We start from the raw sequence: 13,569 nt of genomic DNA, 5'->3' as shown, positions 1-13,569 counted from the left end.
CTTATAAGATCGTCTCTTTGCATATGATTCATGCCCCACATGCATGAATCGGAGGTTTGCCTTGGATCGATTCCTGCTGATGACTTGCTTCGCTCGCGCCGTGGAGACGGGCAGCTTTTCCGCCGCGGGCCGCGACCTGGGCCTGGGACAGCCGAATGTCAGCCGGTACGTGGCGGCACTGGAAGACCATCTGCAGACCCGGCTGCTGCACCGATCGACGCGCAAGCTTTCCCTCACGCCGGAGGGCGAGCGCTACTACGCGGAAGTCCGGCGGATTCTTGACGCCGTGCACGAATCGGAGTCGTCGTTCAAGGAGAACGTGGATCCGTCGGGATTGCTGCGCGTTGCCTGTCCGACCGCGCTGAGCTATGCCTTCGTGTTGCCGCATGTGCCCGCATTCCTGGAGCGCTATCCGGGATTGACGCTGGATCTCCAGACCAACGACCGATATGTGAATCTGGTCGATGAAGGGGCCGAACTAGCGATTCGGATCGGACATCTGGCAGATAGCGCATTGCGCGCGCGCCGCATCGGTTTGTTCGATCGCGTGTGCGTTGCCAGCAAGAAATACCTGGCGCAACGCGGAGTCCCCAGCACGCCCAACGACCTGCGCGGGCACGATTGCGTGGTCTACACCCTGCTCTCGTCCGGTGCCACCTGGCGCTTCCGGGATGCCGAAGTTCCGGTCACCGGCAGGCTTCGGGTCAGCTCACCTGAGGCCGCACGCGAATCCGTCAACGCGGGGCTAGGCATCGGGTACGGGCCGGAATGGCTGTTCGAGGAAGGGCTGAAGAACGGCAATTTGCAGTTGCTGCTGACGGCCTATGCCACCCCGCCCGTGCCCATACAAATTGTTTATGTCGCGAACAGGCTGCTTCCGAAGCGGGCCATCGTCTTCATGGATTTCATCGCCGATGCATTTTCGAAGATACCGGCACTGAACGTCCGCGATGAGTTGCCTTAAGCGAAATGAACTTGGTAGTTGGCGCCACCGCCGACACGCATCGACCGAGACGGCCCCTGAGGTGGGTCGTGACATCCCCATCAGCCGACGACGGCTGACTTGAACAAGCCCGGTTCCGCAAGCTTGTGCCTTCCTCGTCAACGGACCATGCAGGGCCGCTTGTTATCGAAGGTCCAGCTGGGAATCAGGTACTTCATGACTTGCGCATCGTTGCGCGCACCGAGGCCGTGCTTCAAGTACAGCTGGTGCGCCTTCTCGACCTCGTCCATGTCGAGCTCGACGCCGAGGCCGCCGCGCGTGGGCACCTTCACGAAGCCTTCCTCGATCTGCAGCGGCGCCTTCGTCAGGCGCTGGCCGTCTTGCCAGATCCAATGCGTGTCGATGGCCCTCACGTTGCCGGGTGCGGCGGCAGCCACGTGCGTGAACATCGCGAGCGACACGTCGAAGTGGTTGTTCGAATGCGAGCCCCAGGTCAGGCCCCAGGCCTGGCACAGCTGCGCCACGCGCACCGAGCCCTGCATTGTCCAGCCAAGCCATTGATGCTCAGCCGGAAGTCCACCGGATCGCGGTGCAGGTAGACCCTCAGCTCTTCGTCGAAGCGGAACACCGAAGCCTCTCAAGCACTTCGATCACCTCGCCGACGATGCGCAGCTCGACCCCGCGAAGATCGATCGCCACCCCGTTGGGCAAGCGTGCCTGCACGTCCATCACGGCGACCGTGTCCTCGCCCGAACGCGCCTTCACCAACGACGATGGCTGCTCTGCGACAGCCACAAACGCAGGCGTCACCACGCTGTTGGTCTTGTGCGCACGCCCGCCGACGCCATGCTCGCGAAGCCAGCGGCTGACCTGGTTGGCGTCGACACCGCACTCGCGCGCAAGGCGCGACACCGAGGCGCCCGGCTGGCGGCACAGTGCCACCAGTTCCGACTTCGCCGCCTCGTCGTACACGCCGCGCCCGACGCTCTTGCGACCCAACACCAGCCGGCGTTTGAGGTCTTCCATTTCGTCTGTCATTACGTTCCCACGTTGATCTATGTGGGAACGTAGGCTGTCAGCTCGCCGCGAGCAATTCAAGGACGCGATGAGTTGGCCGGCCGATGCGGCGGCGAAGGCACTCGCCTCCGACAAGACGCTGAGCAGGATTGTTAACGATGTAGGTGACGAGCGAACGCGTGCTCGACGCCGCGGTTTGCCGGCCTGGCCGCGGCTATCCGCCCATTGAGCGTTTTGACTCGCTGGAAGCAGAGCTCCCGGTCGTATTCCCCTCTACCAGCGTCCTCAACATGGCGACGAACTGGTCGCGCTGTGCGACGGGCAAGGGCGCAAGGATGCGTTCTTGTATTCGCAAGATGCTGGGTTCGATCTCCGAAACGAGGCGCTCGCCTTCCTTGGAAAGTGTTAGCAAGCGAACTCGCCGGTCGTCCGGACTCGCGTTGCGAGCCATAAGGCCACGCGCCTCCAAGCGGTCCACAACGCTGGCTATCGTCGACGTGTCGATGCCGATCGCACGGGCCAATCTGCGTTGGTCCGTCCCGGGTTGGACAGCCACGGCTGCCAGCGCGCCGTACTGCACAGGAGTAAGGCCTTGAGCCTTCGTTTCTTCGAAAAACATGGCTACTGCAATCTGGTGCAGGCGCCGTACGTGATAGCCAGGCAGGTTCTGGATCTCAACAGTCATACGCGACACTTTTTATAGGGTTTTTACCAACTAAGCATACAAATTGTAGGCCTACACTGATCGTCAGTTCACTGATGATCAGCACACAAACAGGAGATGGACATGGTGGAACTTCAAACCGTCGACGTATCACGCCTAATCGACGAACGCCGCATCAACGCCTTCAACATCAAATTGTTGCTGCTCTCTTTTCTGCTCGTACTGTTAGACGGATACGACATAACCGCTGCGGCGTTTGCGGCGCCGTACCTCGTGAGCGACTGGCACATCACGAGCATGTCCGCTCTTGGCCCCGTCTTCAGCGCGAGCCTACTCGGCGTCTTCTTCGGCTCGCCGCTCTTCGGCTACATCGGTGATCGGTTCGGACGGAAGGTCGCAATCATCGCCTCGTGCCTCATGTTTGGAGCTTTCACCCTCGCTTGCACGAAGGCAGGCGCAGTGTCGGAGTTGCTCTATCTGCGTTTCCTCGCGGGCATCGGCATTGGCGGTTTACTCCCCAACATTACGGCGTTGAATGGCGAGTTCGCGCCGCGCCGGATCCGCGCGACGATGATCATCGTAATGTTTACTGGTATCGCCTTCGGCGGTGCACTGCCTGGCCTCATCTCCACCACGCTTGTACCGCACTACGGGTGGCAGGTCCTGTTTCACATCGGCGGCGTGGCCCCGATCATGATTGCGTTCCTTGCGATTTATTTACTGCCGGAGTCCCTAAAGTTCCTCGTGCTGAAGAATGGCAGTCGTGAGGCCATCGTTAGCATCGTGCGCTCGCTCAACCCGGCGCTTGGCATCGGACCGAGGACAGCATTCGTGATCAAGGAGGAGGCGGGCTATTCGGGGTTCACACCGAAGCTGCTGTTCGCCGGCCGGCTTGCGTACCTCACACCGCTTCTCTGGGCAATGTTTATCTGCTGTCAGATGACGTTCTACTTCACCAACAGCTGGCTTCCCACGGTGCTCGCGGCAGCCCACGTGCCGGCCTCCCACGCAGCGCTGGCTACGTCAATATTTCAGATCGGCGGGATGATCGGGGGTCTCGCGCTCGCTCGACCACTCGACAAAGTCGGTTTCACGCCCGTAGCAGTACTCTTCGCGCTGTCGCTGCCGATCGTCGGTTCGTTGGGCTTCCTCACCAGCATGGAGCCCGCGCTCATGACCGCCGTATTCTTTGCTGGGTTCTGCCTGCTCGGCCTGCAGCTTGGACTTAATGCTGCTTCCGTGCTCATCTACCCGACCGCCTTTCGCGCCAACGGTTCAGGGTGGGCCTTCGCGATCGGGCGTATCGGCTCCGTGAGCGGTCCCGTTCTCGGCGGACTCCTACTCGCGAGAGATCTCCCGCTCCACCAGATCTTTATGTTGCTGCTTATTCCGCTTGGCATCGGGACGGTCGCGAGCGTCGCCATGGCCCGGCAATTCGGCACAGGATTTCAGGACGGCGGGCGCCAACAGTTGCACACCTCGAACTCGGCAACCACTGTCGATGATCCCGTTCACTAGTGAGAACTCGCCGGTCGCCTGCTGCGGCTAGGACAAGCAGCAATAACCCCAGCCTTTTAACCAATGAGCAAGAGCAAGGATGCCTAATGAATGAACTGCCTGACTTCTTAGTCCCCCCCCCCGTATCTCCGGACCAGCAGATCGCTTCTTGGATCCAAGAATTCAATGGGGCGATGGACAGCGGCGACCTTGGCCGAGTGGCGGCGCTTTTTGCCGAGGATGGGTACTGGCGAGACCTTCTTGCGCTGACCTGGGATATTCAAACTTTTAAAGGCCGCGAGGCGATTGAATTCGCACTGGCTAAATACCAAGTGGCTTGCGGCATGACGGCTCTGAGAATCACTGGTAGTGCAACTTCCGGTGTATTGGGAATGGAGGGGCCGAAGACGATGGAATCGTTCCTTTCTTTTGAGACGAAGCTTGCAATGTGCAAAGGCTACGTGCGGCTGATCGAGAGCAAGGCCTCGCCAGGACGATGGGTCGCAGTGACTCTCTTGAGCAGTATGCAATCGCTCAAGTCCAATCCGGAACCGTCGATCCACAACCGCTCTCGTGAGCATGGCAGTGGTGGAAACCGAGCCCGCGAAAACTGGCTTGATCGCCGCAAGGCGACTGTTGCTTTCGAGGATAGGGATCCTGATGTCTTGATCGTAGGCGCGGGCCAAAGCGGATTGGCAGTCGCTGCTCGCCTTGGGCAATTGGGGGTTGACACCCTTGTCGTCGACACTATGCAAAGAGTGGGCGACAACTGGCGCAAACGCTATCACTCTCTCACTCTGCACAACGAGATCTGCACCAATCACTTGCCGTACCTTTCGTACCCGGACAATTGGCCTGTATACATCCCGAAGGACAAACTGGCCAACTGGTTTGAGTTCTACGCAGATACGATGGAACTCAACATCTGGACCAATACGGCGTTCCTTGGTGGTCGGTACATAGACCAGGAGAATGTGTGGGAAGTTCGAGTCAGAAAGGCGGACGGTTCGGAACGCTTGATGCGTCCCAAGCACGTAGTACTTGCCATCGGAGTGAGCGGGATCGCGAACATTCCGAAGTTCGAGGGTCAGGAATCTTTTGTCGGTCAAATCATTCATTCGAGCCGCCACACCGACGATCTTGACGTGAAGGAAAAGCGCGTCCTGGTAGTGGGCTCTGGCACAAGCGCTCACGACATCGCCCAAGATCTCTATCTCCGCGGAGCAATAGTCACGATGCTTCAACGATCATCGACGACCGTCGTTAGTCTGCACCCCAGTGCCACACGAGCAGTCGCCATGTACAGCGAATTAGAGGGAGCGCTGCCGACTGAAGATATAGATTTGATGTCAGCATCGATACCGTTCGACCTGGTGCGCCAACTACATCGCCCGCTAAGTCATTGGATGGCGCAGCAGGATGCTCCGTTACTCAATCGGTTACGGAAAGTCGGGTTCTTGCTGGATAACGGGGAAGACGATACCGGCTTCTTCATGAAGCTCATCCGCTATTTGTCAGGGTACTACATCAACGTTGGAGCGTCCGATCTGATCGCTGAGAGGCAGATCGCACTCAAGGCTGGCGTAGACATTGAGCGTATCGGCCCCCAGGAAGTTCAGTTCAGTGATGGCACGATTGCCGAAGCTGACCTCATCGTTTTGGGCACCGGTTACAAGCCTCTGCAAGAGGCGGTAAGTTCCATGTTCGGCGCGGAGGTTGGCAAGCGAGTCGGCCCAATTTGGGGCGTCGGTGATGATCTCGAGCTTCGAAACATGTGGAAGCGCACAGCCCAGCCAGGACTTTATATCGCTGGCGGCACCATCACCATGTGTCGGCTGTACTCTCGGTATACCGCTCTCCTCATAAGAGCCCAACTGGATGGAGCGATTTCGAAGCAACGAGAGGACGTGCGAGGTTCGGCTGCCCATTGATCTGATAGCCGAACAAGGAGCTTTTGAGCAAACCAACTAGGGGCGCTCGGGCTTTCGTTGCATTGGGTCAGCATGTGTCGAGGGACTATCACGCCCGCCGCCCAGTCAACGCCCCACAAACCATCCGTAACCGCATGAACACTTCTCCATCTTGCGAAATCGACGCACAACTGCGTGCCGCCCTCATCGAAGCGGCCGAATTATCGGATCTGTTCGGGCGGCCGGCTCCGGGCATGGACGGCGTACGCGAACACGCCGCACGCAGTCGCCGTCACTGGAACCAAGGCGGTCCCGCTGTTCCACACGAGGCGCGCACCATCCCAGGAACTATGCGCGACATCCCGGTCATCGTATACCGGCCGCATGCCTCCGACCGTCCCCTTCCGGTGTTCGTCTACCTGCACGGCGGAGGCTTTCGGGTCGGCGACGAGTGGTCCAACGACCGACAAATGCGTGAATTGGCGCAGGCTTGGGGCGGTGTAGTGATAAGTGCGGACTACCTGCACGTACCAGAACACGTCTTTCCATTGGCGGTGGAGGAGACAGCGGCCTTGCTGACATGGCTGCATCTGAACGGCGGTTCTTGGGGTATCAGTACTGAACGCATCGCTTTGGGCGGTACGTCGGCAGGAGCCGTGGTGGCTTTCGGCGCTGCCGTCGTGCTCGGCGGCCCACCTTGGCTGGGCGCTGCGGTCGCGGTCGCGGGCGCCTTCGGGGCCGACCCGAACAGCCAGTCGATGCGTAACTATGGCGACGTGGGCCTGTTTCCGTCTGCGGCTGAAGTGGCGCCAATGTTCACCGAATACCTGCCGCGCGAGAGCGATTGGGACGATCCACGTGCAAATCTGCTGCTAGCCGATGCGTCCTTGATGCCCCCGACCTTTCTTGCTGCGGCCGAGTACGACGTTTTCGGGACGCGTCCGCTGCTCTTGCCCAACGAATGGAGAAAGCCGGTCGGCTGCACGCCTACAAAGTTTACCCGGGCATGTCCCACCTGTTCTTCGGCTTCAGCAGTACCGTCGAGCGTGCGTCCGATTGCGTGGGCGATATTGCAGCATTCCTCGGCGAGCGGCTACCAATCTAAGGCTACGCACACATTGGGCGACTGCCTGTTTGCAAGATGAATCGCCGAGGCTTTGAACTGGCCCCCAGAAGTTGGACAGTTGAAGTTAGCAGATCATTGTCTGATTTCGGTACTACACCGGACTCAGACCTTTCAGTTTGAGCTTTATGCGTCGATAGTTGTAGTAGTAGATTTAGCGACGTAGGCCTGCCTTCAGTTCTTCAATGCTACCGAACTTGTTGAGGTAGAAGAACTCAGATTGCGTTCCCAAGAAGCTCTCCATCGCGGCGTTGTCCAGGCAATTGCCTTTGCGAGACATGCTTTGCGTCAGCCCATGCTCGCGGACCTGTTTGCGATAGGCAGGCATCTGATAGTGCCATCCCTGATCGGAGTGCAGAAGCAGCCCGTCGTGCCGCCCATTTAGCTTGCGCAATGCCTTGTCGAGCATGTTTCCGACGAGGGAGTACAGCGGACGTGTATGCATCTCGTAGGTCACGATTTCCCCGTTGTAAAGGTCCATGATTGGTGAAAGGTAGAGCTTGTCGCCCCTGACATTGAACTCGGTCACGTCAGTCACCCATTTTTCATTTGGCCGTGGCGCATCGAACTGACGATTGAGCACGTTGGGCGATGAGGCGTGTTCGCCGCGAAACGATCGATATTTCTTCGGGCGCACCAGTGACTTCAAGCCAAGGTTGTTCATCAGCTGCTGCACGGTCTTGTGGGTCACGACCTGACCTGCCTGGCGAAGCTGTGCGGTGACGCGTCGATAGCCGTAGCGGCCCTTGTGCAGATCGTAAACAGCCTTGATGCTCGCCTTCAGGCGGGCATGCCTGTCCCCGGTAACGGCTCATCCGGAAGCTAATCGAAAAGGGCGGTGGCTGCATAAGATCTCAGAAGGCCACGCACCGATTTGTGCAGGTCGCGTCTCCGGAAGAGCTGTTCATCCATAGTCGCTCGGCCTGCTTCCAAGGAGTCGTTCATGGTTCATCAAGCTCTTTTTTTTCTTGCGGGCGCCTTGTGGACCTTCGCGCGCGGGTACGGGAAGCTCGTCGTCTTGGAACTGGGGCCCACCTACAGCGTCGCTGGAGAACGTAACGACAAAGTGAGCCACGCAGGTGTGAAAACTTCACAAGGCGGATAGGTTGGCGACCATCGCGCGCTCTTGCGCCCGCTCGTCAGGTCGGGGGTGCGGATAGTAATCCTCATGCATCCGGGTACTCGCGGATAAAGCGCAGTCCACGGGTGCGTCCCTCCTCCAGGCGCAAGCCTAAGACCCGGTCGGCGTCGCGATCTATGCGGATCACCCCGACGGTGGGCGTGGACGATGGCTGGCCGTCGCTCGCGATCATGAACAGATCCGTCGAAAGTGGCTGCAACCGCAAGGTGCGTCTGCCGTACGGGCCCTGGACGTGCAGCCGCAGCGTGTCGCCCGTGTGCACGATGCATGCCATGGCATCCATGTCGGGCACGCGATAGCGCCCCTCCAGCTGCGGCGCGAGATCGGCCGCACTTGGAGCCGGCGCATTCATGTGTGCGAACCGATGCACCGAACCGCCCACGGTGAGCGTGATGAAGGCGGGTGCGACGTCGCCGTCTAGGCCCGTCGTTTTGATGCTGATCGGCGCCATCATGCTGTCCTCGCTCGCCAGCGACAGCCGGCCGAGTTCCGATCGCAATGGCATGGGCGGCGATCCCAGCCATGACAGCCCGAGCCGACCTTCCGCATCGCCGAAGCGGACCAGCACACCCGTGGCGGGCGAATAGTAGGGCTGGTCCATCAGCGCCGGGCGCTCCGCCGAGGCACATACGCGGGCGGTGGGCCGAGATGCGCCGCCAACAAGGCATCGACAATCTTCCACGCCAGCGCGCGCGGTGACGTCTTGGCGCCGTTGGTCATGATCGAGATGTCCAGCGCATGCGCCGGCACCGTGAGCATCTGGCACGTGCCGCCGATCACCGTCCCGCCATGGCGGACGACCTCGACGCCCCGGTACGAATGCCGCATTAACCCAAGCCCGTAGGATGTGACCGCGCCATCGACGAGCACTGTCGGCGCCGTCATCTGCGCCCAGCTCGCAGCACTTCCTACGCGCTTGTCGCTGCCGCGCAGATGCGCGATCCAGCGCAGCATGTCGTCGACCGTCGAGACGATCGCGCCCTCGCCGCCAATGTCTTCTACAGGGAAGATGCCACGCCGCCATTCGGCGTCGCTTCCTGCGGCGCCCGTGGGCAAGGCCTGGTACAGCGTGGCCATGCCGGGCTTGATGTCGAAATCGCTCGGCACCGACTCGGTGTCGTGCATGCCTAGCGGTTCGAAGATGCGCTCGGCGAGGAATCTTTCAAAGCGCTGCCCGCTGATGCGTTCGATCACGTGCGTCAGCAGGTGATAGCCACCATTGCAGTAGAGCATGCGGGTGCCTGGATCGAAGTTGAGTTCGCCTTGCCGCGTCAGCAACGCCAGGCCCGCGCCCTTGGGCTGAACAGCGTCGCCGCTGCTACTGCACGACAGAGCGATGTGGCAACGCCAGCCGCTCGTGTGGTTCATCAGCTGGCGCAGCGTGGGCGCGACCTTGGACAGCCGCGGTAGTTCCGGCAAATGCGCATGGATCGAATCGTCGATGGAAAGCCTGCCTTCCTCTGCCAGCAGCAACGCGGCCAAGCAGGCAAAGTGCTTGGACGTCGAGCCGATGCGCATTCGAGTGCGCGGCGTGTTGGCGATGCCGTGCTCGATGCTCGCTAGCCCGAGCCCACGGCGATAGAGGGTCTTGCCGTTGCGCGCGATGCCGACGACGAGGCCGGGTCCGTCGCCGCGATTGAAGGGTTGCAGCAAGGCGTCGACGGCTGCCAGGCCGGTTGGAATGTCTGTCGAAGTGGGAGGGATGGCAGAGGGCATGTCGCGGTCGCATGGGAGGTGGGCGCAGTGTGGAGAAGTCGAAGAGGGATGCAAAAGGGAAGCCCGGGCCGCGTTCTCGCCCCTGCGCCGGTGCCGCCCAGCCGCGCTGCTTCGCACCCGATGCGTCGTACCGGCCCTCACTGGCACGTTCACATGGGCGCTTCAGCCCGATTCGATCCGTCTTCCTTGCTGAGACGAGTGAGCCGACGGTTTCCGGTATGCAAAAGCGCGAATCGCTCCTGCTGAATCACGGCCTGACCTCGCACCCTTGGGCACCGCAGCGGTTGCTGTTCATCGGCATGGCCATCGGGCATGTGCACCGCAGCAAGCCGCTCGGCGCGCTGCAGACGGAACGTGCGCCGCTGGACGAAGTGGCTGAATTCAACTGGATCTGAGTCGTCGTGCGAAGCAGGCGGCCAGCCGCGGGGCGTGCAAATGAAAGCGCGTCCCGATAACATCGCCGCCACATTTGTTTCCTAAAGTAAAAAAATGCCGCCACTGCCCTCGCGCACCCGTCTGAGTCTCGCCCTGGCCATCGTCGTGCCCTTGATGCTTGGATCGTGCGGCGGGGGCGGGGGCGGAGGCTTCTCCTTTGTGCCCTTTCCTACGGCCAACGGCGGCGGAGGCAACGCACCGCCACCGCCTCCTCCCCCTGTGCCGCCCCCGGGCGCGCCGAAGTTCACCATCGGCGGCACTGTCACCGGCCTGGCAGGCAGCGGGCTGGTGCTGCAGAACAACGCAGGTGACGACCTGGCCGTAGGAGCCGACGGCAGCTTCAGCTTCGCCACTTCGCTGGACGACGGTGCCGACTACGGCGTGACTGTGAAGACGCAGCCCACGGCGCTGCAGGTCTGTGTTGCGAAACGGGCCTCGGGACGGTGGCGGGGGCGGCGGTGAGCTCGGTGACGGTCAATTGCTCGGAGGTCGGAGCCGATCGTTTCGGCTTTGCGGCCAACGAGGGGGCGGACAATGTGACTGCATACACCGTTTCTCCGGATGGCAGCTTGTCGGCAGCCACCTCGTACCCCTTGGCAGGCAGACCCCAGCACGTGACCGCGCATCCCTCGGGGAAAAAACTCTACGCCAGCGTCTACACCGGGACCGAAGGCGTCGCCCAGTACACCATCGACCCCGCCGGTACGCTGTCGCAGAACCTCAATATCACCACCGGCGTCGGCGCGAGCCCGGTTTTTGTCGGCGTCGAACCCAAGGGACGTTTTGCCTACGTGATCGGCGATGGGCAGATCCATCGGCTCAATATCGACGCCGCCACGGGCGACCTCGACGGCAGCACGGCCGTGGCCGTGAACGGTGGCAACAGCCGCAAGCTGGGTTTCGATCCCGACGGGCGATTCGCGTTCGTGCCCAATGTCACGTCCATCGAGGTGTTCCGCCTGGATCAAAGCACCGGCGTTCCGATCTCGCCGCCCGTGTCGGTCGCGCTGCCGGTCGGCGGCTTCGTCGACGTCGCGGCCGAGCCCAGCGGACGTTTCGTCTACGTGAGCGCTGGCAACAACCCCGGCACCCTGCTCGCTTATTCCATCGACCAGACCACGGGCGCGTTGACTTCGATCGGCTCGGTGCCCTCCGGCAACACGCCCTTTGGCATGGCCATCGATCCGACCGGACGCTTCGTGTACGTTGCGAACAGGAACTCCAACAACGTCTCGGCCTACGCCATCAACCCACGAACCGGCGCGCTGACGGCAGTGCCGGGCCAGCCGTTCTCCGTCAGCGCCAACACGCCCAACTCCGTGACCGTGGATCGCACAGGCCGGTTCGCCTACACGGCGAACCAAGGCAACAGCACGATCTCGATCTTCACGATCGACCGGAGCACCGGCGCGCTCACTTTGCAAACCGCGCACGCGGCCGGAGCCAACGGGCCGCAGTTCTTCGCGCTCACGAAGTAGCGCGGGCTCTGGATCAGGCCCCGTAGAGCACGAATGCGGCCCAGTAGGCCGGCCGGTGCAGCTTTGCGCCGTATTCGCCGCCGGCGAACGCCCGCTTTTGGCGGCGGATTCAACCGGTCGATGCAACACACTAACCACCGCATAGGCGGAAGGAGTGTTGCAGATGAAGCGGCGACCAAGAATCTACTATTCAGATAGCCAGAAGGCGCCTTTCAAGCTCAAGGACATTTGGGCGCTGCGGGTGCGGCTGCAACTGGAGGGCCGAGTGCGCGAACTGGCTCTCTTCAACCTGGGCCTGGACAGCAAGCTGCGCGGCTGCGATCTTGTCAGCCTGAAGGTCAGGGATGTCTGCCATGGGGAGCAGGTTGCGCCACGGGCGACGGTGATGCAGCACAAGACTCAGCGTCCGGTGCAGTTCGAGCTCACGACTGGAACCCGAGAGGCTGTCCATGCGTGGATCCACCGCACCGGCCTGCGATCGGACGACTTCCTGTTCCCGAGCCGAATGCACGACTCGCCGCGCCTCGGCACCCGGCAGTACGCTAGGATTCTTGGTGGCTGGGTCAGAGAGCTTGGATTAGATCCCGCTGACTACGGAACGCACTCGATGCGACGGACGAAGGTGACGCTGATCTACCAGCGGATGAGGAACCTCCGCGCGGTGCAGTTGCTGCTCGGCCACTCGAAGCTCGAATCGACCGTCACATACCTGGGCATCGAGGTGGATGACGCCCTGGAGATCTCGGAGCAGGCTGAAATCTGAGCGAGCGTCGATTGAGCAGCGCAGATCCGTCCGCCTTGCTGCGGCGGTGAGGCGGATCAATGCGCTGCCGGATGGCTCGACTGCGGCGCACAGCAGACATTCAGCGGGCCGCGCCGACTGACAGCAACCAGTCTGAAGCGGGCCTGCCGCGAAGGCGGCTAAACGGGCTTCCCTCATCGGTCTCGCGGCCACGGCAGGAAAATCTGCAACATGCCCTCATCGACAGGGGTAGCGCGAGGCCCTGTGCGTCGGCAAACGGCGCGCGACTGGGCTGTTATTCATGGACGAGAAGCGTCTGAATTTGTCGCATCCCAGATTCGACGTGTGCGCGCGAATCGAAGGTGCTCGCCTCCATGATCTGCATCCTTGGAATCAAGGTGGGTGTTCTACCGTGGATCACTTGCGCAAGTTTGTCGAAGATGGGTGGGCGGCGTCAGCTGTGCGCCCAAGTAAACCTTCTCGTGCGGCCACCGAAGCATCGCGCATTGCTCGATCGGATGCATCTCCTGTAATGCATCAACTTCGCTGGCTTGTCCGCTTTGCACGCACGGCCCAGCAACGACGGCAGGTCGGCGAGAACCTGCACGTAGGTCACGACTTAAACGGAAATTACTGCGCGAGCCGGGTCAAATCTTGGCGGCATTCAACGCATAGGGAATCAAGGGCGAGCCCACCGGCTTGCAGCGCGAGTGGATGGTCACGAGGCCGCACGCTATGATTTCTATGTCCATGGTCTATCAACGGCTGTGTGCGTGTCCATACCTGCAACTACTACGTGCCATCGTGCCTCCTTGCAATCGGGAGAATTCAGCAGCTGAATTCCGAAATCGGTGGTTCGACGCGTCCTGGCTCAAGGCTGCGTTTCGCTCGAAGTGCCACGAA

General features: G+C 61.1%; 13 protein-coding genes and 2 pseudogenes. 8 read left to right on the top strand and 7 right to left on the bottom strand.

What is annotated here, in order from left to right:
- The first annotated feature begins 61 nt into the window (after positions 1-61).
- Complete coding sequence (locus BMG07_RS13165) at positions 62-964, top strand: LysR family transcriptional regulator (RefSeq protein ID WP_269758917.1); 903 nt, start codon at positions 62-64, stop codon at positions 962-964.
- 137 nt (positions 965-1,101) lie between these two features.
- Here BMG07_RS13165 and BMG07_RS13160 read toward each other — a convergent pair.
- From BMG07_RS13160 to BMG07_RS13150, 3 genes and pseudogenes are all read right to left on the bottom strand, one after another.
- A pseudogene (locus BMG07_RS13160) lies at positions 1,102-1,491 on the bottom strand (enolase C-terminal domain-like protein); the annotation flags it as partial.
- A 55-nt stretch (positions 1,492-1,546) separates the two neighbouring features.
- A complete protein-coding gene (locus tag BMG07_RS13155) occupies positions 1,547-1,969 on the bottom strand; it encodes a transposase (protein WP_269758916.1) in 423 nt (140 codons plus the stop codon).
- A gap of 205 nt (positions 1,970-2,174) precedes the next feature.
- Positions 2,175-2,645 (bottom strand): MarR family winged helix-turn-helix transcriptional regulator, encoded by a 471-nt coding sequence (locus tag BMG07_RS13150; protein WP_198084943.1) that lies wholly within the window; start codon positions 2,643-2,645, stop codon positions 2,175-2,177.
- A 102-nt stretch (positions 2,646-2,747) separates the two neighbouring features.
- Here BMG07_RS13150 and BMG07_RS13145 point away from each other — a divergent pair, with 102 nt between their 5' ends.
- From BMG07_RS13145 to BMG07_RS13135, 3 genes are all read left to right on the top strand, one after another.
- Entirely contained in the window at positions 2,748-4,142 is a 1,395-nt protein-coding gene (locus BMG07_RS13145) for an MFS transporter (RefSeq protein WP_198084942.1), read from the top strand.
- A gap of 86 nt (positions 4,143-4,228) precedes the next feature.
- Entirely contained in the window at positions 4,229-6,052 is a 1,824-nt protein-coding gene (locus BMG07_RS13140; protein WP_198084941.1) for an FAD-dependent oxidoreductase, read from the top strand.
- A 134-nt stretch (positions 6,053-6,186) separates the two neighbouring features.
- Positions 6,187-7,176 carry an alpha/beta hydrolase fold domain-containing protein gene (locus BMG07_RS13135; protein ID WP_198084940.1) on the top strand — a complete coding sequence of 330 codons (990 nt, stop codon included), beginning with the start codon at positions 6,187-6,189 and terminating at the stop codon, positions 7,174-7,176.
- A gap of 72 nt (positions 7,177-7,248) precedes the next feature.
- On the opposite strand, the gene BMG07_RS44865 is transcribed toward BMG07_RS13135, so the two are convergent.
- From BMG07_RS44865 to BMG07_RS13120, 4 genes and pseudogenes are all read right to left on the bottom strand, one after another.
- Positions 7,249-7,308: an IS3 family transposase gene (locus BMG07_RS44865; RefSeq protein WP_374221275.1), complete on the bottom strand. Its 60-nt coding sequence runs from the start codon at positions 7,306-7,308 to the stop codon at positions 7,249-7,251.
- Between the two features lie 3 nt (positions 7,309-7,311).
- Positions 7,312-7,953: pseudogene (locus BMG07_RS13130) on the bottom strand (IS3 family transposase); the annotation flags it as partial.
- 367 nt (positions 7,954-8,320) lie between these two features.
- Positions 8,321-8,896: a hypothetical protein gene (locus BMG07_RS13125; RefSeq protein ID WP_198084939.1), complete on the bottom strand. Its 576-nt coding sequence runs from the start codon at positions 8,894-8,896 to the stop codon at positions 8,321-8,323.
- Complete coding sequence (locus BMG07_RS13120; protein ID WP_198084938.1) at positions 8,896-10,011, bottom strand: serine hydrolase; 1,116 nt, start codon at positions 10,009-10,011, stop codon at positions 8,896-8,898. The genes BMG07_RS13125 and BMG07_RS13120 overlap by 1 nt, the downstream gene beginning before the upstream one ends.
- A gap of 218 nt (positions 10,012-10,229) precedes the next feature.
- On the opposite strand from BMG07_RS13120, the gene BMG07_RS13115 reads away from it, so the two are divergent.
- From BMG07_RS13115 to BMG07_RS13100, 4 genes are all read left to right on the top strand, one after another.
- Positions 10,230-10,406 carry a hypothetical protein gene (locus BMG07_RS13115; RefSeq protein WP_198084937.1) on the top strand — a complete coding sequence of 59 codons (177 nt, stop codon included), beginning with the start codon at positions 10,230-10,232 and terminating at the stop codon, positions 10,404-10,406.
- 259 nt (positions 10,407-10,665) lie between these two features.
- Entirely contained in the window at positions 10,666-10,908 is a 243-nt protein-coding gene (locus BMG07_RS13110) for a hypothetical protein (protein WP_198084936.1), read from the top strand.
- The gene (locus BMG07_RS13105) at positions 10,890-11,924 is read left to right on the top strand and encodes a beta-propeller fold lactonase family protein (protein WP_307866948.1); all 1,035 of its coding nucleotides are present in this window, start codon (positions 10,890-10,892) and stop codon (positions 11,922-11,924) included. The genes BMG07_RS13110 and BMG07_RS13105 overlap by 19 nt, the downstream gene beginning before the upstream one ends.
- A 163-nt stretch (positions 11,925-12,087) precedes the next feature.
- Positions 12,088-12,687 (top strand): tyrosine-type recombinase/integrase, encoded by a 600-nt coding sequence (locus BMG07_RS13100; protein WP_198084934.1) that lies wholly within the window; start codon positions 12,088-12,090, stop codon positions 12,685-12,687.
- Positions 12,688-13,569: the final 882 nt, after the last annotated feature.

The organism is Variovorax sp. E3 (assembly GCF_016082275.1).
Lineage (GTDB): Bacteria > Pseudomonadota > Gammaproteobacteria > Burkholderiales > Burkholderiaceae_C > Variovorax.
This window is presented reverse-complemented; position numbering and strand designations above follow the sequence as displayed.